General features: G+C 59.8%; 16 protein-coding genes and 1 tRNA gene. 8 read left to right on the top strand and 9 right to left on the bottom strand.

The window, feature by feature from the left end:
• The first annotated feature begins 135 nt into the window (after positions 1-135).
• The gene (locus EKD03_RS02930; protein ID WP_129627210.1) at positions 136-2,010 is read left to right on the top strand and encodes an SUMF1/EgtB/PvdO family nonheme iron enzyme; all 1,875 of its coding nucleotides are present in this window, start codon (positions 136-138) and stop codon (positions 2,008-2,010) included.
• A gap of 270 nt (positions 2,011-2,280) precedes the next feature.
• Here the strand turns inward: EKD03_RS02930 and EKD03_RS02935 are convergent, their stop codons facing one another.
• The 8 genes from EKD03_RS02935 to EKD03_RS02965 form a co-directional block, all read right to left on the bottom strand.
• Positions 2,281-2,601, bottom strand: coding sequence for a hypothetical protein (locus EKD03_RS02935; protein ID WP_129627213.1), 321 nt, complete (start codon positions 2,599-2,601; stop codon positions 2,281-2,283).
• On the bottom strand, positions 2,598-2,828 hold the full coding sequence (locus EKD03_RS02940; protein WP_129627216.1) for a DUF433 domain-containing protein: 231 nt from the start codon (positions 2,826-2,828) through the stop codon (positions 2,598-2,600). Before EKD03_RS02940 ends, EKD03_RS02935 begins: the two co-directional genes overlap by 4 nt.
• 223 nt (positions 2,829-3,051) lie before the next feature.
• Entirely contained in the window at positions 3,052-3,876 is an 825-nt protein-coding gene (locus EKD03_RS02945; RefSeq protein WP_129627219.1) for a PHP domain-containing protein, read from the bottom strand.
• A gap of 2 nt (positions 3,877-3,878) precedes the next feature.
• On the bottom strand, positions 3,879-4,454 hold the full coding sequence (locus tag EKD03_RS02950) for a rhodanese-like domain-containing protein (protein ID WP_129627222.1): 576 nt from the start codon (positions 4,452-4,454) through the stop codon (positions 3,879-3,881).
• A 14-nt stretch (positions 4,455-4,468) separates the two neighbouring features.
• Positions 4,469-5,116: a response regulator gene (locus tag EKD03_RS02955; RefSeq protein WP_129627225.1), complete on the bottom strand. Its 648-nt coding sequence runs from the start codon at positions 5,114-5,116 to the stop codon at positions 4,469-4,471.
• A 37-nt stretch (positions 5,117-5,153) separates the two neighbouring features.
• On the bottom strand, positions 5,154-6,413 hold the full coding sequence (locus tag EKD03_RS02960; RefSeq protein WP_161569164.1) for a GAF domain-containing sensor histidine kinase: 1,260 nt from the start codon (positions 6,411-6,413) through the stop codon (positions 5,154-5,156).
• A gap of 306 nt (positions 6,414-6,719) precedes the next feature.
• Positions 6,720-6,865, bottom strand: a tRNA-OTHER gene (locus EKD03_RS18300).
• A 127-nt stretch (positions 6,866-6,992) separates the two neighbouring features.
• Positions 6,993-7,724 carry a DUF7873 family protein gene (locus tag EKD03_RS02965; RefSeq protein ID WP_129627231.1) on the bottom strand — a complete coding sequence of 244 codons (732 nt, stop codon included), beginning with the start codon at positions 7,722-7,724 and terminating at the stop codon, positions 6,993-6,995.
• Between the two features lie 299 nt (positions 7,725-8,023).
• On the opposite strand from EKD03_RS02965, the gene EKD03_RS02970 reads away from it, so the two are divergent.
• From EKD03_RS02970 to EKD03_RS02985, 4 genes are all read left to right on the top strand, one after another.
• Complete coding sequence (locus EKD03_RS02970) at positions 8,024-9,469, top strand: form I ribulose bisphosphate carboxylase large subunit (RefSeq protein ID WP_129627234.1); 1,446 nt, start codon at positions 8,024-8,026, stop codon at positions 9,467-9,469.
• A 114-nt stretch (positions 9,470-9,583) separates the two neighbouring features.
• Entirely contained in the window at positions 9,584-10,003 is a 420-nt protein-coding gene (locus EKD03_RS02975) for a ribulose bisphosphate carboxylase small subunit (RefSeq protein ID WP_129627237.1), read from the top strand.
• 5 nt (positions 10,004-10,008) lie between these two features.
• A complete protein-coding gene (cbbX, locus tag EKD03_RS02980) occupies positions 10,009-10,920 on the top strand; it encodes a CbbX protein (RefSeq protein ID WP_129627240.1) in 912 nt (303 codons plus the stop codon).
• 118 nt (positions 10,921-11,038) lie between these two features.
• A complete protein-coding gene (locus tag EKD03_RS02985; protein ID WP_129627243.1) occupies positions 11,039-12,034 on the top strand; it encodes a phosphoribulokinase in 996 nt (331 codons plus the stop codon).
• A gap of 57 nt (positions 12,035-12,091) precedes the next feature.
• Here EKD03_RS02985 and EKD03_RS02990 read toward each other — a convergent pair whose 3' ends face one another.
• A complete protein-coding gene (locus tag EKD03_RS02990; RefSeq protein WP_129627246.1) occupies positions 12,092-13,006 on the bottom strand; it encodes a DMT family transporter in 915 nt (304 codons plus the stop codon).
• A 513-nt stretch (positions 13,007-13,519) separates the two neighbouring features.
• On the opposite strand from EKD03_RS02990, the gene EKD03_RS02995 reads away from it, so the two are divergent.
• From EKD03_RS02995 to pgi, 3 genes are all read left to right on the top strand, one after another.
• Positions 13,520-13,900 (top strand): RNA recognition motif domain-containing protein, encoded by a 381-nt coding sequence (locus EKD03_RS02995; RefSeq protein WP_238613354.1) that lies wholly within the window; start codon positions 13,520-13,522, stop codon positions 13,898-13,900.
• 218 nt (positions 13,901-14,118) lie between these two features.
• Positions 14,119-15,387 carry a DEAD/DEAH box helicase gene (locus tag EKD03_RS03000; RefSeq protein WP_129627250.1) on the top strand — a complete coding sequence of 423 codons (1,269 nt, stop codon included), beginning with the start codon at positions 14,119-14,121 and terminating at the stop codon, positions 15,385-15,387.
• Between the two features lie 196 nt (positions 15,388-15,583).
• Complete coding sequence (gene pgi, locus EKD03_RS03005; RefSeq protein WP_129627253.1) at positions 15,584-17,209, top strand: glucose-6-phosphate isomerase; 1,626 nt, start codon at positions 15,584-15,586, stop codon at positions 17,207-17,209.
• The last annotated feature ends 138 nt before the right edge of the window (positions 17,210-17,347 follow it).

Genomic DNA, 17,347 nt, shown 5'->3' on the forward strand with positions numbered 1-17,347 from the left:
GTGGCTCGTCCATAGCGGTAGTATGCCGGATTCTACTGATTCTCGCAACTCAGGAGTGACCCACCCTGAACGGATACGGCGATCAGCGCCTTTGCGACGGAGCATCCCACCTGCCGGATCGTCGTCTCGTGCCGCGTGCGTACCTACGACGCGCAGATCAACCCGGAGAATCGCCACTGGCACCTGCCCGGCTGGCCCACCGTCACCCTCGCCGATCTGACCCCGGCGCAGATGGAGCACTTCGTAGAGGCATGGTACGGCGCGGTCGCCATGGCCGACCCGAACATTGCGACGCAACGCGCCGAGCGGGTGGCCGAGCTTCGCACCGCCCTCCAGGCACGCCCCGACCTGCGCGAGTTGGGGAAGCGCCCGCTGTTGCTGACGATCATGGCGCTGGTGCATCTGCGGCAGCGCAACTTGCCAGAGGATCGCGCCTCGCTCTACCGCGAGTGTGTCGAGATCCTGTTGGCGCGTTGGGAGTTGCGCGGCAAAGAAGAGACCGAGTACAAGGCGCTGATGGACTATATCGGTTTGCCAGGGATCGAGGTGAAGGCGCTGCGCCCCTTGCTGGCCGAGGTGGCCTTCACGGCGCACCAAGCGCTCAGTGCGCAGAATCCGGGGGTGTTGAGCAGCGCCACGTTGCAGGTATTGGTGCAGAAGTTCCTAGCCACCAAGGGTCACCCGAATCCCTACGCAGGGGCGCTGCGCTTCCTGGAGTATACCGACTACCGCGCCGGGCTGCTCCACGCCAGCGCTGCCGGCGCCGACTACCAGTTCGCCCATCTGACCTTTCAGGAGTACCTGGCGGGGTTGGCCTTGGTGGGGGCTGAGCGTCCAGTACAGGCCATCCTGGCGCGGCGTCACGATGAGCGTTGGCGCGTACCGATCTTCCTGGGCATCGGCCATGCCGTGGGTGAGGGGCTACCCAGCCTCTTCCGCGACCTGCTCGACGAGCTGACCAGCGACGCCCAGACCCTCCAGGGGCAACGCGATCTGATCTTGGCCGCCGAGCTGGCCGCCGATGTGCGCTGGGAGCGCCTTGAGGGCACGGGCTTCAAGAAGTTGAAGACCGGCATCGTCCACGATTTGGCCGCAGTTGTCGAGGGAACCCTGCTCCCCGCCACCGAGCGCGTGCGCGCCGGGGAACTCCTGGCTGGCCTGGGCGACCCGCGCCCTGGGGTATGCAGCTTGCCCCCGGTGATGGTGGAGATTGCGGGGGGGAGTTTTGGGATGGGGATTACTGCGGAGGAACATAAGGATCTGTATGGAGGGAAGGATTGGTACAAGAGATCGATCAATACCCAACCCGTCATCGTGGCACCCTTTGCCCTCGCGCGCTACCCGGTGACGAATGCGCAGTACAAGCTGTTTATGGACAAGGATGGTTACAACCCGGAGCAACCCTGGTGGGAGATTGGGCGTGACTGGTTAAAGCAGCAAGGTTATCGGCAGCCGCGCTTCTGGGATGACCCTCGCTTCGGCATTGCCCGCCCCAACCACCCGGTGGTGGGTGTGAGTTGGTACGAGGCTACGGCTTTCTGTGCATGGCTAACGCAGCATCTCAAGGATGGCTACGTCTACTGCTTGCCGAGCGAGGCCGAGTGGGAGTTTGCCGCACGTGGTAGGGAGCGGCGCATGTATGCGTGGGGGAATGAGGAACCTGATGCGGAGCGGGCCAACTTCGATGGGATATATAACGGCACCACCGCCGTGGGCTGCTTCCCCGCCGGAGCCACCCCCGATACCGGGCTGCTGGATATGACCGGCACAGTTTGGGAGTGGACACGCAGTGCGTACCGGAACTACCCATTGACAAGTGAGACGGATACAGAAAGTCTTTACACAAAGCATAATAGTTCTAATCGAACATTCGTGCTGCGCGGCGGCTCGTGGCGCAATACCCGCGTTGTCGCCCGTTGCGCCTATCGCGACGTTCTCAACCCCGCCTCGTTCAACGGCCTCCTCGGTTTTCGTCTTGCCCGTTTGTTCTCCTCGTCCTCGTCCTCATGACTTTTCGGCTTTTTGTCTTGTTGTGCTTGTGAAGGGTTTGGTAGGGGATTGGGGCTGAGACAGGGGTGCTGGGGGTGCAGGGGGGCGCAGCATCCCCCTGCTCGCGATGTCGGTATTGCCTCTGCGCCCCTCGGCGTCCCTCGGCGGTTAATGACGGGTCGGGGGGATGGGGATGCGCCCGAACCCCACCGAGACGGCCCATCGGGCCGTCTCTACGGGATACCTCTGCGCTCCTCGGTGGTTCTTGTATTCTACTGCCAAGGGGCGTCTCTACCCGATAGCAACCTCTTCGTAGGTACCCACACTCGCTCGTTCAACAGCCGCTTGAACAGCATCAAGATGTCTCTGTATCTTGGGCCAAGATGTGGAGCAAAGAACCACAATGGCAATGTGACGGGTATTCAGGTTTTGTTGGTAGCGGAGATTCTGATCGGTTGTGATTAGCAGGTCAATACCGGCTAATTCAGCTTGGGCGAGAAGTTGCCCATTAGCAAGTTCTGACCATCCCCGTTCATAGGTTGTCGTGACAAGATGCGTGCCGAGGTAGCGTCGAAGTGGGACAGGTGTACCTTGATCAAAGAGAATATTCATGCTGCTGCCCGTATGCTCAACACCGCAACTTCGTAGTTTAATACCGCTTCCACATCAACCCGTTGGACACCAGGAAACCATTCAAGAAATTGGTCTATGGTTGCGCCATCGCGTAGATTCTCAAACAACGCAGCAACTGGAACCCGTGTTCCCCGAAAGACCCATGCGCCACTTACCACATCAGGGTGCGACTCGACGGCTGCAAGATTCTTCCACGCTTCTTTCATCGCATGCCTCCTTTGGGGTGCATCCCCGGTCTTGTCCGCAGATGACGCAGATTACGCAGATTATGTTTTTATTTTATCCTAAAAAATCTGCGTAATCTGCGTAATCTGCGGATAACCAACGTGATGCGCCCCGGTAGAGTGTCCGCCCCGGTAGAGTGTCCGCAGATTACGCAGATTTTGTTTTTTAATAATCTGCGCAATCTGCGTAATCTGCGGATAATCCCTACCGCGACAGACGCGCCAAAAATGCCCCCACATTCTCCACCGGGATCTCGGCCAGCGGCTGGCGCGGGTGGTGGCTATCCGAGCCGCCCGATACGAGCAGTTTGTGCTGCTTGGCCTGCGCCAACAAGAACTGCTCGACCTGGGGCGTGTGGCTGGGGTAGTAGACCTCCAGCCCATCAAGGCCCACGGTGGCCAACGCGGCAATATCGGACGCATCGGCGGGGATGGCGTAGATGCCTTTGCTCCGCCCTGGGTGAGCCAGTAGCGCGATGCCTTTGAGCTTGTGCGCCACCTGGATTACCGCATCCACACCGAGTGGCCGGTACGCCCCCGCCATCTCGGTCAGGATGTAGCGCATGCCCGCCTCCTCATGGCCCTCGCGGGGCTGGCGGTTGGGCAACTCGTTCTGCTTGGCGAGTGCCGTCGCTACATCGGCCACGTTGGGGCTGCGCCCCAGGCTCTCTAGCCCCTCTAGCCGCCAACCGCGTGCTGGGAGTTCCTGCATCAGCCGCTGGGCATCCTCGGCATTGCGCGTAAAGACCTCGGCACAGAGCGCCAGCAACGCGGGCGCGTCAGGGGCAACGCCGTACACCAGGGTGTGCCAGAGCTTGCCGTTATAGGTGCTGTCAATCTCGACCCCCGGCACGACCCAGATTCCATGTTCAGCCCCCGCTGCTTGCAGGGCACGCACATTCGCCGTGGTGTTGTGGTCGGTGGCGGCGATGACGCTTAGCCCCCGTTCTGCCGCCGCCGCCGCCAGTGCCGCAGGCTCCCAGAAGGCGTGGTGCGGGGTGGCGTTGGTATGAATGTGTAGATCGATCATGCTTATGGCTCCACCGGATAGCCCGCCTGCACCCAATCCTGAAAGCCGCCCTCTAGCGCACTCACCTGCGGGTAGCCCAGATCAAGAAAGATCTGCGCCGCACGCTGGCTACTCTCCGGGCGCGTCGCATCACCATAGGCGATAAAGCGCGTCTCAGTGGGCAGCGCCGCCATCTGGGTCTGAAGATCGGTTGCGGTAAGGCTCAACGCCCCCGGAATATGCGCCGCGTTATAGTCACTTCCAGGGCGAATATCAATAAAGATCGCCGTACCCGCCTCTTGGTAGGCGCGTGCATCGGTTAGGCTGATCATCTCCACCGGCGGCCCATCGGGGTCAACCCCACCATGCGCCGAGGGCAGCGCGGTTGAATCGCGTGCCGGATCAAGCGTGGGGTGACCCGTCGGCAAGGCCACGGCGGTACCATTCGCACTACTACTCGGACTCGGCGCATTGCGCAGCGTCAAGGTCAGGGTGACGAGGCCCGCCACCAGGATGATCGCGCCCACAATGATGACGGGCAAGAGCCAAACCGGGCCAGCGTTCGCCTCGTTGGGCGACGATTCGGGAGGAAGGGACATAGACTCCTCAACGGCTATTCTAATTCAATGATCCCCAGCCGCAGTGCCATCAACACGGCCTGCATGCGGTTGGGTTGGCGCAGCTTATTCAGGATACTCTTAATATGTGAACGTACCGTCTCTTCTGTGACGGTCATCGCCTCGGCCATCTCCTTATTCGAGCGGCTCGTGGCCATCAGGCGCAGCACATCTAGTTCACGCGGGGTGAGTTGGGGCGGCAGGAGGGGTTGCTGTGGCCCATTCGAGGCGGAGAGACGCCGCAAGACGCGCCGCGTAATGCTCGGTTGCAGGTAGGCTTGGCCACTCGCCACCACCCGAATCGCGTGCAGCAACTCCTCGGCGGGCGCGTCCTTCAGCAGATACCCATCCGCATCATGTTCGAGGGCATTCATCACATCCTGTTCCGCATCAACCCCGGTGAGAATGAGTACCCGTGAACGCGGCGAGACTTCTTTGACCGCACGGCAGGTGAGTGCGCCGCCCATTCCCGGCATCTTGAGATCGAGGAGTACCACCTGTGGATGCAAGCTGCGCGCCTTCTCCACCGCCTGCATGCCGCTATCGGCATCCCCTACCACCTCAATATCATCCTCAAGGGTGAGCATACTCTGGATGCCATGACGAACAACAGCGTGGTCATCAACAATCAGAACCCTGATCATAGATTGTACCCTTTATGTGATGCTTGCTCCCCCACCCTTAACGAAGTGGCAACGTCACCGTCAACGTCGTTCCACTACCCGGAGCGCTATCAATCCGAATCTGCCCGCCCAGCGCATCGGCACGCTCGCGCATACTTGAGAGGCCATAATGGCTGGCGTTTGAACGATCCGCCAGCACCTGCACCGGATCAAAACCCTGGCCATTATCGGCGATACGCATCACCACCTCACCATCCTGGTACAACAGGGTCAATTTGGCTTGGCTTGCCTGGGCGTGCTTGACCACATTATTCAGCACCTCTTGGGCGATACGGTAGAGTTGGCGACGCAACACCACCGGCAAACGATCAAACCCGCCATCCACATGCAAGAAGAGGCGTGGGCGCGGTGGAGGAGCGATCTCCTCAAAGTAGCCTGATAGCTCCTCCTTAAAACGTGCCGCATCGAGGTCATCGGGCCAGAGATCGAAGATCGCTCGCCGCAACCCCTGGGCCGCGTGCTGGGCCTGGGGTAACAGGTAGACGAGTTGTTCACGCACCGCATCGGGGTGGGCGGGAAGTTGGCGAATACACGCACCAATGGTGTAGGTAATGCCATAGAGTTGCTGCGAGATCGCATCGTGGATCTCCATGGCAATGCGGCTACGCTCCTCCTCGACCGCAAGGCGTTGGGCGCGCCCAACCACCGCCTGGATACCCCCGATCAGCACCGCCGTATGGCTGGCCACATGCTGAAGGGTATAGAGATCATCCATCGTCAGCGGCTCACCACGTAGCGGATTATCCACCAGGATCACCCCCAGCGGTTGACCGAGCAGCACCATCGGCAGGATCGCATAGCAACACAGCGCGAGTAGCTCGTTGGCATGCGGATCACCCGTGGGCGGGCGCTCATCGGTAATGAGCATCGGGGTACCCCGGCGCAACGCCTCGACAATCGCCCAACTCTCATCATCGGTGGGGAGGCGCTCGGTATGCGGCATACGCTGAAGATGTGCCCCTGGGCCATCGGTGCTACACAACCAGCCGGTGAGTACCGCATCATGCGGCTCGATCATCGCCAGCACCGCCCGGTCGTAGCCCAACTCAGAAGTAATCAGCGTCAAGACGCGCTCGTGGATCTCGGAAATATCCCCCGCCGTCTGCATCGCCACCGCCAGCGCATGGGTGACATAGAAGATCCGGGCGATGCGGCTCATCCGCAGCGCATCGCGCTCAAGCTCGGCAATGCGGTGGCGCAACAGATCGGGATCATCGGGCAGGGGTGTCGAATCTATCTGGTAAGATCGGGGACTCATAAGCATTTGCCGGGTGAAATACGAGGCCCAGGAGAGTAGCCTTCCCCCAGGCCCCTTCGTTACCGCCCATTTGCGCACACCAGCACATTTAAAGGCCACTAGTCATGCGGTGATAGCGTCGTGTTCTTCCTTTGAACTACCGCCCCCTAGTATAGAGCTTGGGCAACATCCACCTCCGGTGGGGGTTCGGGGGCGGCGCAGCCGCCCCCGAAGATCTTTATTTTGTTGGGTTGTGGCGGCGTAGCCGCCACAACCCAACAAAAACCGGGTTTGGGGCTATGCCCCATAGACGTTGCCCATGCCGTGTGGCGGGGCGGGCCAGAATTGAACTAGCATCCGACGTTTGTTGCCGTGGCCGGTTGACCTGGCGTTCGGCGGTGAATGCTGAAACTGGCGCAATAGTCTGACATTGGTGCGGAGTTGGGCATTGCCTCTGCCAGTTGGGCTACCCCGCCGCAGGTGGTGGCGGGGGGAGGATTCGAACCTCCACTGGATACCCTCTTCCTATCAGCCTAAGCCTGAGATTCAGCTTGCGCTTCTGCGCATAGGCATGATAGCCCACACACCAGATTGGTGCAACTAGCTGAACAAAAACCGAAACACCTTCTCGCCCAGTTTCTGCTCCTGGGCCTCGCTATTATTCGCCTCCTCACGCGCAAACTTGACCGCGTGTTGCAGCCGTTCCACCCGCTCCAGCAAATCGCTCACCCGCTTGGCCGGTAGCGCCCCCGAAAATTTCACCGTGCGCCAGTAGCCCACCGTCACATCCTCGTAGTAGACCTCGACCTGCGCGGGGTGCTTCTCGGTCGCCTCGGCCTTAACGTGGTTGCGCGGAATCTTCTTGGTCTTCACCGTCTGCACCGCCTCAGTGGCCCAGCAGTTCGCCGAAGCATCGAAACTCCACGTCTCAGCAGCATCCAGCACCGGCAACTTCTTAATAAAAGTATGCAGATCCACCAACTGCTTTTCGAGGAAGAGCAGATAGGTGATCGGCACTTGGGGCAGCAGGATCTGCCCATCCACCACCACATCGGCACGGGCGATACAGTTGGTCCAATCTTTAGTGGCCGTAATATCGAAGAGCCGGGTCAGAATAGCGGCGGTCTGCTGGATCACCTCTTCAGCATTCACCTGCACCTTGGTTGATTCGGGTGGGAGTAGTTCGCCCTCATCATCCTTGGGGCGGTAAGTACGGGCAATCCCGCTCAGAAGTGCGGGTTTCTGGAGCACATGGTGGGCTTCAGTAAGCTCCTGGAAGGAACGACTCTTCACCCCTTTTTCAACCGCGATGATCTGGTTCAGACGCGCCATACAGCCCTCCCTCTCAGCGTGCAGATTCAGCATTGATGGGTGCAGTATACACCAAGCGATACCCTAAACCCTCGTTTGTGTTCTGTTTTGGCGGCGCAGCCGCCAAAACAGAACACAAATATCTTTGGGCGCGGTACAGCCGCGCCCAAACCCCCACCCGCAACACACCCCCCTCTGAGGGTGAGGAATCCTACCCGCCTTGGTGATTTCCATCACAACATAAATTGTGTACCATACCTACAGTCAACAACGACGTGATAGCCGTGAGAGCCGCGTGAGCTGCTAAGGAGAAGACAGGCATGGCCGGATCAAGCAACGAAACGCCGAAGAGCCGCTGGGCATCGGGTGTAGCCCCCTACGCTGAAATGGGCTACTACGACGCCGACTATCAGCCCAAGGATACCGATATTCTGTGTGCCTTCCGCATCGTCCCCCAGGAGGGTGTGGACCCAATTGAGGCAGCGGCGGCGGTGGCGGGTGAGAGCAGCACCGCGACGTGGACGGTGGTGTGGACGGATCGCCTGACGGCTCACGAGCACTATCAGGCCAAGGCGTACCGGGTCGATCCGGTGCCGGGGACCGATCAGTACATCGCCTATATCGCCTATGATCTCGATCTCTTCGAGGAAGCCTCGATTGCCAATCTGACCTCCAGCATCATCGGAAACGTCTTCGGTTTCAAGGCACTCAAGAGCCTGCGCCTTGAGGATATGCGCATCCCGCCGATCTACACCAAGACGTTCCAAGGTCCGGCGCATGGCATCATCATGGAGCGCGAGTACCTGAACAAGTTTGGTCGCCCGCTGTTGGGCGCGACCACCAAACCCAAGTTGGGCCTGAGCGCCCGCAACTATGGGCGTGTGGTCTATGAGGCACTGCGCGGTGGCCTCGACTTTGTGAAGGACGATGAGAACATCAACTCGCAGCCCTTCATGCGCTGGCGTGATCGCTTCCTCTTCTGTATGGAAGCGGTGAACAAGGCAAGTGCGGCCACCGGCGAAATCAAGGGCCACTACCTGAACGTGACCGCAGGGACAATGGAAGAGATGTATGAGCGCGCCGAGTTTGCCAAAGAACTGGGCAGCGTGATCATCATGATTGACCTGACCATCGGCTACACTGCCATCCAGAGCATGGCCAACTGGTGTCGCAAGAATGGCGTCATTCTCCACCTGCACCGCGCTGGTCACAGTACCTACACTCGCCAGAAGACTCACGGCATTAGTTTCCGTGTTATCAGCAAATGGATGCGGCTGGCTGGGGTGGATCACATCCACGCCGGGACGATTGTGGGTAAGCTGGAGGGCGACCCGAACAGTGTGCAGGGCTTCTATGCCACGCTGCGCGAGAACAAGGTGGCCCCCAACCCCGTGCAGGGACTCTACTTCGAGCAGGACTGGGCCTCCATGCCGGGTGTGATGCCGGTGGCTTCGGGCGGTATCCACGCTGGCCAGATCCACCAGTTGTTGCACTACCTGGGTGAGGACGTAGTCATGCAGTTTGGTGGTGGCACGATTGGTCACCCGGATGGCATCGCTGAGGGGGCTGCTGCAAACCGGGTGGCCATCGAGGCCATGATCCAGGCCCGCAATGAGGGCCGCGACTATCTGAACGAGGGGCCGGAGATCCTGGAGCGTGCGGCGCGCTGGTCGCCCTCGCTGGCTAAGGCGCTGGAGATCTGGAAGGACATCACCTTCGACTACGCCAGCACCGATATGCCCGATGTGATGGTGACGCCCTCCTAGTGTCGCGCCGGAATGTTGCGTAGGGGCGAAGCATCGCCCCTTGCAATGCTACATAACTTCAGTGCATGGCTGGGCGATGCTTCGCCCCTACTTTGATAGATGGAGCCAACTCTTATGCGTATCACTCAGGGAACCTTCTCCTTTCTGCCCGATTTTACCGATGAGGAGATCAAGGCCCAGATTCAATACTGTCTTGATCGCGATTGGCCGATTGCCATCGAGTATACCGATGATCCGCATCCGCGTAATGTCTACTGGGACATGTTCGGGATGCCCTTGTTTGATATCCGCGACCCGGCAGCGATCATGCAGACGCTGACCGAGTGCAAGGCCACTTTCCCCAACCACTACATTCGGATTTCCGGCTATGACCGTTCGCTCGGTCGCGCAACCACGGCGCTTCAGTTCATCGTCAATCGCCCTGCCAACGAGCCGGGCTTCCATGTCGAGCGTCAAGAGATGAGCGACCGCCGCATTCGCTACACCATCCGTTCGTATGCAGCCGATAAGCCGAGCGGTCAGCGCTACGAGTAACTCTTATGGCAGAGACAGGCAACGAATCGAACGAGCAGGTCAATCTGGATCAGGCATGGAGTGACTCCCAGATCCAGACTCTGCTCGACAAACTGGACGAGGAACTGGTGGGGCTGGTGCCGGTGAAGACACGCATCCGCGAGATTGCAGCCATGTTGCTGGTAGCGCGCCTGCGAGAACAACACCATATGGCGACGGATCGCCCAACGCTCCATATGAGCTTCACTGGTCGCCCTGGTACCGGTAAAACCACCGTTGCTATGCGGATGGCGAAGATCCTCCATTCGCTTGGCTATGTACGCAAAGGCCACCTCGTGGTGGCCTCGCGTGACGACCTCGTGGGACAGTATGTCGGCCACACCGCGCCCAAGACCAAGGAGATGCTCAAGAAGGCGATGGGGGGCGTCCTCTTTATTGACGAAGCCTACTACCTCTATCGTCCTGAAAATGAGCGTGACTACGGCCAAGAGGCGATTGAGATGCTGCTGATGGCCATGGAGAACCAACGCGATGATATGGTAGTCATTCTTGCTGGCTACAAAGATCGCATGGACACCTTCTTTCAGTCCAATCCAGGCTTCCACTCGCGCATCGCCCATCATGTGGACTTTCCAGATTACAGTCTGGACGAGTTGGTGCAGATTGCTGATCTGATGGTACGGCAGCAGATGTATTCCTTCGATGCCGACTCGCGAGTAGCGTTTCGTGAGTATTTAGAGCTACGTCTACAGCAGCCGCATTTTGCCAATGCACGTAGCGTGCGGAATGCCATTGATCGGATCAAGTTACGGCAGGCCAACCGACTCGTTCAGGCTGGGGGCAGCATTGTGGCCAGCGAGTTAGCTCGTATTGATGTGGAAGATGTACGGGCTAGCCGGGTGTTTCGTGGCGGGATCTCCGCCGAACACATCGCATAACCGGCTTTGGCCGGGGAGGGCTGGGGGCAACGCTGCCCCATACATTCACGTTGGAAGCTAGGGCCGCATGCTGCGGCTCTAGCCCCCACGCCATTTTGGAAGGGAAGCAACCACGACTATGCGCAAGCGACCAATCATCTTGGGAATTGTGGGCGATAGTGCGGCGGGGAAGACGACGATCACCTCCGGGCTAGTGAAGCTCCTAGGTGAGGATCGGGTGACCCACGTCTGCACCGATGATTATCATAAGTATGACCGGCGCGAACGGGCGGAGATCGGGATTACGGCGCTGCATCCCGATTGTAACTATCTGGATGTGATGGAACTGCATCTGGAGCGCTTGCACTATGGTCAGCCGATCCTCAAACCAGTCTACGATCATAGCACGGGCAGCTTGGTGCGCCCTGAATATATACAGCCCAAGGAGTTTGTGATTGTCGAGGGTCTTCTCGGCTTCTCCTCTCCGATCATGCGCCAATTCTATGATGTGAAGGTCTACCTCAATCCACCTGAGGATCTGCGCAGGGTCTGGAAGATTAAGCGTGATGTTGCCAAGCGTGGTTATGCGCCCGAACAGGTTCTGGCTGAAATGGAGAAGCGTGAGCCAGACTCGGCGGCCTTCATTCGCCCCCAGCGCGACCACGCTGATATTGTGGTGCAGTTCTACCCCCCGGCTGATGTGCCGGTCGAGGAGGCTGGGCCAACGCTCAATGCCCGCCTGACCCTGCGCCCGACCATTCCGCATCCAGACCTGACCTACCTGTGCGAGGATGGTACCAAGAGCCCTGGTGTGCGCCTAGAGTTAGGCCGCGATGGCAGCCGCCCAGTGGACATCCTGGAGATTGATGGCTCCGTCTCGCCAGAGAATGCGCGCCGCCTTGAGGATGTGATTTGGCAGCACCTCCCCGATCTCTCACCGATCCAAGGTGATCAGTTTGGTGACTACTTTGATCGCAGTGAGGTGCGCCATAGCGATCCGCTGGCGATCACCCAGTTGCTCCTCACCTACCATCTGCTGCGCCAGTACAGCGGGGTGGCGAACCTCCCCTTCGCCCGCCCCGTGGCCGCCCTGAGCCGAGTTACTCAGACCGCTACTCCGGTTGTTGGACGGTAGGGATTGGCGACAGGGGGGTAGAGACCAGGGCGGTGAGCCATGCTCACCGCCCTGTTGTTATGCCTGTTTGGGGCCAGCCACCACGAGTGCGACGCCGACTGAGGCCAGGATCACTCCGGCAATCGCCATGAGGCCGAAGTGTTCGCCAAAGACGAAATAGGCTTCGAGGGCCGTGGCGGGTGGTACGAGGTAGAAGAGGCTGGTGACGCGCGCCGAAGAGTTGGCGCGGATCAGCAGCATGAGCAGCAAGATTGCGCCGAGTGAGAGGACGAAGACTAGCCAACTGAGCGCAAAGAGCAGTTGGGGTGTCCAGTTAATGACCCGTTGTTCAAAGGCAAATGCGGGGATGAGAATCAGTGCGCCCGCAGCAATATACTGCACCAGGGTGCCAGTGATGAGCGGCATTGAGCCGCCATGGCGCTTCTGGTAGAGTGTGCCGCCGGTGGTGCTGAAGAGCGCGATTATGATCGCGATCAGGGTGGGGATGGTGATCATCACTCCATCTGCGCCAGGTGCGATCAGCTTTTCGAGCAAGACTAAGCCCGCTCCAACAAAGCCGAGCAGCAGGCCGATCCACTGGCGCAACACCACCGCCTCACGCAGCGTGATCTGGGCGAGCACGGCGGTGAGGATGGGTTGCAGGCTGACGATGAGCGAGGCGATGCCCGCTGACATACCGTGATCAATCGCATAGAAGACGCCCCCCAAGTAGCCGCCGTGAAGGAGTAACCCCACCACGGCAATGTGGCCGAGTTGTTCGCGGCGTGGCCAGGGGACGCGCAAAATGAGCGCGAGGCCCAACAAAAGGGTGATCACGATGATGAAGCGGATCAGCAGAAAGGTGAACGGCTCAACATAGGGTAGCCCATAGCGCGCACCGATAAATCCGGTACTCCAGAGCAGCACAAAGAGCCAGGGTGCCACCGCAGCAAATGCGGGGTGGCTCGTCAGGTGGGTTCGATGTTGAGGCATAACTGCTTGTGGGGCGAACCCCGCTTCTCCTTGTGCTAGTGTGATGAGCAACATAATCATACCCGAAAGTTGGGGAGTGTAAAGTGCTGCGCCCTTGCTGGTAGGGCATGTGCAAAGTCACCTCCGGTGGGGTTCGGGGGCGGCGCAGCCGCCCCCGCAGATATTTTTTGTTGTTTTTTGGCGGCGTAGCCGCCAAAAAACAACAAAAATGGGGCTTGGGGCGTAGCCCCAAGGACTTTGCACATGCCCTGCCCTTGCTGGTAGATCTGTAAATGTGGGTCTTGCAGTTTGCTGAAAATATGGTATGATAGCTGTGTTTGCTCAACGTAACACTGCGAGACCTGCATCAGAGACTCCGTAATTAGTCCCCTGGTCGCTCGACAGAACCTCTTCGCTCGAAGGTAATGTACGTTGTGGATCGCCGGAGCGAGACACCTCGGAATCTGCCGTGGTGCCGGCTGCACGGGATGGCCTTTTTAGTGACATGCTGGCGACGACTGTGGTTCGTCAGCGATGATCATCTGCGTCATGCAGAGGAGAATGAACTCGATGCTGGTCAAGCTGTTTGTTGGTAACTTGCCCTGGAGCGTTGGCGATGCTGACCTTGAGCGGATCTTCGCGTCCCATGGTGATGTGCAGAGTGCGCGCGTGATCAATGATCGTGACACGGGCCGCTCGCGTGGTTTCGGTTTCGTCGAGATGGATGTCGACGATGTTGCGGAAGTAATCCGCGCCACCGATGGCCATGAGATTGATGGTCGCCCGCTGCGCGTCAATGAGGCCGAGGACAAGGGTCGCGGCGGACGCGGTGGCTTCGGTGGTGGCGGCGGCGGTGGTGGCCGCGACCGCGGTGGCTTCGGTGGCGGTAACCGCGGCGGGCGCGACCGCTACTAAGTCATAATGGGCATAGGAGCTATGCTTCCTATACCCTCCAGTAACTACTCCGCAGAGGCGCGGAGGGAGGGTCACATATTCCGACTCTCCTCTCCGCGCCTCACGGTGTCTCTATTCGTATTGTCTGTTTTGATATGCGCCGCATTTCCCTTTTCGGCGCACCCTACCGGCCGTATAGAGCCACACCTCTCCTGCGGCCGCCCCATAAAGGAGCCGCGTTGAATTTCGCTGATTTTGCCCTTCATTCTGCCCTGATGCAGAATGTCTCCGCCCAAGGCTTTACCCAGCCTACCCCCATCCAAGCCCAAACTATCCCCCTTGCGCTCTCTGGTGAGAACCTCATCGGTCTGGCCCAAACGGGTACTGGCAAGACGGCTGCGTTTGTCCTGCCCATCCTCCAACGTCTACTCCAGAATCGTCAGCGCGGCACTCAGGCGCTGATTGTGACGCCGACCCGTGAATTGGCCGAGCAGATTAACGAGACTATTCGTGATCTGGCTCAGGGTACCGGGTTGCGGAGTGCGCCGATTTATGGCGGGGTAGGGATGGAGCCACAGGAGCGTGCCTTGCGCGCTGGGGTTGAGATTGTAGTCGCTTGCCCTGGGCGCCTGATTGATCATATGAGTCGCGGCAGTGCGCGCCTTGATGGTGTGCAGATGTTGGTGCTGGATGAGGCGGATCGGATGTTGGATATGGGCTTTCTGCCTGCGATCCAGCGCATCCTGAGTGCGCTTCCAATCCGCCGCCAGACGATGCTCTTCTCGGCTACGTTGCCGTCTGAGTTGCAGAATCTGGCTGCCACTACCGCCCCGAATGCGAAGGTTGTGCAGATTGGCCTAGTGCGCCCGGCCCATACGATCACGCACGCGATCTATCCGGTGCCCCCGCACCGTAAGACGGCGCTGTTGCTCGATCTGCTGCACAAGGCCAATAGTGGCTCGGTGTTGATCTTTACCCGCACCAAGCACCGCGCTAACCGGCTGCTCCAGCAGATTGCTCGCGAGGGGCATAGCGCCGCTGTTCTGCACAGCAACAAGTCGCAGAACCAGCGCCAGTTGGCTCTCGATGGCTTCCGCGATGGGCGCTTCCGTATTCTGGTGGCGACCGACATTGCGGCGCGTGGCTTGGATGTCGAGCGTATTTCGCATGTGATCAACTATGACATCCCCGATACGCCGGATGCCTACATTCACCGCATTGGGCGCACTGGGCGGGCCACCCGCAGTGGCGACGCCTTCACGCTGGTGACACCAGAGGATTCGGCACAGGTGCGCCAGATCGAACGCGCCATCGGTGCGCCACTGGAGCGTCGCCAACTGACGGGCTTTGACTATAACGCCCAGGTACCGGCAGTCAATCTGGATGAGCGCCCGCCACGCCAGCCGCGCCACGAGAGCCGGAGCGCCCCGCGCACGTCGGTGCCGCCGCGCAGCAGTGCCGGTAACGCTCCGCGCCGCGATCAGCGGCCAGCGCGTCGCCCGGTGTAGGGGCGAAGCATCGCCCGCCATGGAGCAGGGAAACCCGAACAAGGTTGGCGGGCGACGCTTCGCCCCTACTTGTCCTAACAAAAAACTGGGGTTTGGGGCGTAGCCCCAAACCCCAGTTTTTTATGCAACTCGTAACCAGTTGCGGTATGATTGACGCGCCCATAAGCAACCCTATCTGCGAGAAAGCGAGTAGTCCATGCGCACACTCCTCACCGCCCGGCCAGAATGGCAGGCGCTGACCGAACATTATCAGACGATTAGCCCGCGCCACTTGCGCGAGTTTTTTGCCACCGACCCGCAGCGTGGCGAGCGCTTGACGGCTGAGGCGGTGGGTCTGTTCCTCGATTATTCCAAGCACCGCGTTACCGACGAAACGATCCGCCTCCTGGTGGCGCTGGCGGAAGCCTGTGGCCTCGCCGAACGGATTGAGGCCATGTTCCAGGGTGAGAAGATCAATCTTACCGAGGGCCGGGCGGTGCTGCATACCGCCCTACGTGCCCCACGCACGGCGCAGATTGTTGTCGCTGGGCATGATGTTGTGCCCGATGTGCATGCAGTCCTTGACCAGATGGCTGATTTTAGCCAGCGCGTGCGCTCCGGCGAGTGGTGCGGTTATACCGGCCAACCCATCCGCACCGTGGTCAATATCGGGATTGGCGGCTCGGATCTCGGCCCGGTGATGGCGTACCAGGCGTTGCGCCACTATAGTCAGCGCGATCTTACCTTCCGCTTCATCTCCAACATTGATGCGACCGATTTTGTCGAGAATGTGCGCGACCTCGATCCGGCTACGACGCTCTTTATTGTGGCCTCGAAGACCTTCACGACGCTGGAGACGATGACCAATGCCCGCAGTGCCCGTGCATGGCTGCTCGCGGCCCTCGGCGATGAGGCGGCGGTCGCCAAGCACTTCGTGGCGGTCTCGACCAATGCCGAGGCGGTCGCGGCCTTCGGGATTGATACCGCGAATATGTTCGGCTTCTGGGATTGGGTCGGCGGGCGCTACTCGATGACCTCGGCGATTGGTCTCTCGACCATGATCGCCTTGGGGCCAGACAACTTCCACGCCCTGCTCGGCGGCTTCCGCGCCATGGACGAGCATTTCCGCACCGCCCCCTTCGCCCAGAACCTGCCCGTGCTTATGGGCTTGCTGAATGTCTGGTATAGCAGCTTCTTTGGGGCCGAAACCGTAGCGGTGTTGCCCTACGATCAGTACCTCAGCCGCTTTCCGGCCTACCTCCAGCAGTTGACGATGGAGAGCAACGGCAAGCGGGTGACGCTCGATGGTCAGCCGGTCACCTACCAGACCGGGGCGATCTTCTGGGGCGAGCCGGGCACCAACGGCCAGCACTCGTTCTACCAGTTGATCCACCAGGGTACCAAGTTGATCCCCTGCGACTTCATCGGTTTCTGCCAGAGCCTTAACCCGCTCGGCGCACACCATGATCTGCTGATGGCCAACTTCTTCGCCCAGAGTGAGGCGCTGGCCTTCGGCAAGACGGCGGCTGAGGTGGCGGCGCAGGGCACCCCCGATTGGCTCGTGCCCCACCGCACCTTCCCCGGTAATCTGCCGAGTAGCACCATCCTCGCCGAGCGGCTGACTCCGGCGGTGTTGGGGGCACTCGTGGCGCTCTACGAGCATAGTGTCTTTACCCAGGGGGTGATCTGGGATATTGGCTCGTTCGATCAGTGGGGCGTCGAGTTGGGCAAGGTGCTGGCGGGGCGAATTGCGCCGGAGCTTCAGTCGAACGATGATCCGGCTCCGAACCATGATAGTTCCACCAATGCGTTGATCCGGCGCTATCGGGAAGGGCGCGCATAATTGGCTGTTGCCATAGGCAAAGTCATCTCCGATGGGGCTGCACCCCAAACCTGCTTTTTTCTCGTATGTTGGCGGCGAAGCCGCCAACATACGAGAAAAGTGTTGGTAGCGCGAAAAAGTTCTGGGATGGCGGGGATG

It is taken from the genome of Candidatus Oscillochloris fontis (assembly GCF_004138135.1).
GTDB classification, from domain to species: Bacteria; Chloroflexota; Chloroflexia; order Chloroflexales; family Chloroflexaceae; genus Oscillochloris; species Oscillochloris fontis.

What these genes read in the sequence shown, in the direction of transcription:
- EKD03_RS02935 (WP_129627213.1), bottom strand. Translation starts at nt 2,601, where the DNA reads ATGAATATTCTCTTTGATCAAGGTACACCTGTCCCACTTCGACGCTAC.
- pgi (WP_129627253.1), top strand. Translation starts at nt 15,584, where the DNA reads ATGCGCACACTCCTCACCGCCCGGCCAGAATGGCAGGCGCTGACCGAA.
- EKD03_RS02995 (WP_238613354.1), top strand. Translation starts at nt 13,520, where the DNA reads ATGATCATCTGCGTCATGCAGAGGAGAATGAACTCGATGCTGGTCAAG.
- EKD03_RS02990 (WP_129627246.1), bottom strand. Translation starts at nt 13,006, where the DNA reads ATGCCTCAACATCGAACCCACCTGACGAGCCACCCCGCATTTGCTGCG.
- EKD03_RS02985 (WP_129627243.1), top strand. Translation starts at nt 11,039, where the DNA reads ATGCGCAAGCGACCAATCATCTTGGGAATTGTGGGCGATAGTGCGGCG.
- EKD03_RS02945 (WP_129627219.1), bottom strand. Translation starts at nt 3,876, where the DNA reads ATGATCGATCTACACATTCATACCAACGCCACCCCGCACCACGCCTTC.
- EKD03_RS02960 (WP_161569164.1), bottom strand. Translation starts at nt 6,413, where the DNA reads ATGAGTCCCCGATCTTACCAGATAGATTCGACACCCCTGCCCGATGAT.
- cbbX (WP_129627240.1), top strand. Translation starts at nt 10,009, where the DNA reads ATGGCAGAGACAGGCAACGAATCGAACGAGCAGGTCAATCTGGATCAG.
- EKD03_RS02940 (WP_129627216.1), bottom strand. Translation starts at nt 2,828, where the DNA reads ATGAAAGAAGCGTGGAAGAATCTTGCAGCCGTCGAGTCGCACCCTGAT.
- EKD03_RS02975 (WP_129627237.1), top strand. Translation starts at nt 9,584, where the DNA reads ATGCGTATCACTCAGGGAACCTTCTCCTTTCTGCCCGATTTTACCGAT.
- EKD03_RS02965 (WP_129627231.1), bottom strand. Translation starts at nt 7,724, where the DNA reads ATGGCGCGTCTGAACCAGATCATCGCGGTTGAAAAAGGGGTGAAGAGT.
- EKD03_RS02955 (WP_129627225.1), bottom strand. Translation starts at nt 5,116, where the DNA reads ATGATCAGGGTTCTGATTGTTGATGACCACGCTGTTGTTCGTCATGGC.
- EKD03_RS02970 (WP_129627234.1), top strand. Translation starts at nt 8,024, where the DNA reads ATGGCCGGATCAAGCAACGAAACGCCGAAGAGCCGCTGGGCATCGGGT.
- EKD03_RS02950 (WP_129627222.1), bottom strand. Translation starts at nt 4,454, where the DNA reads ATGTCCCTTCCTCCCGAATCGTCGCCCAACGAGGCGAACGCTGGCCCG.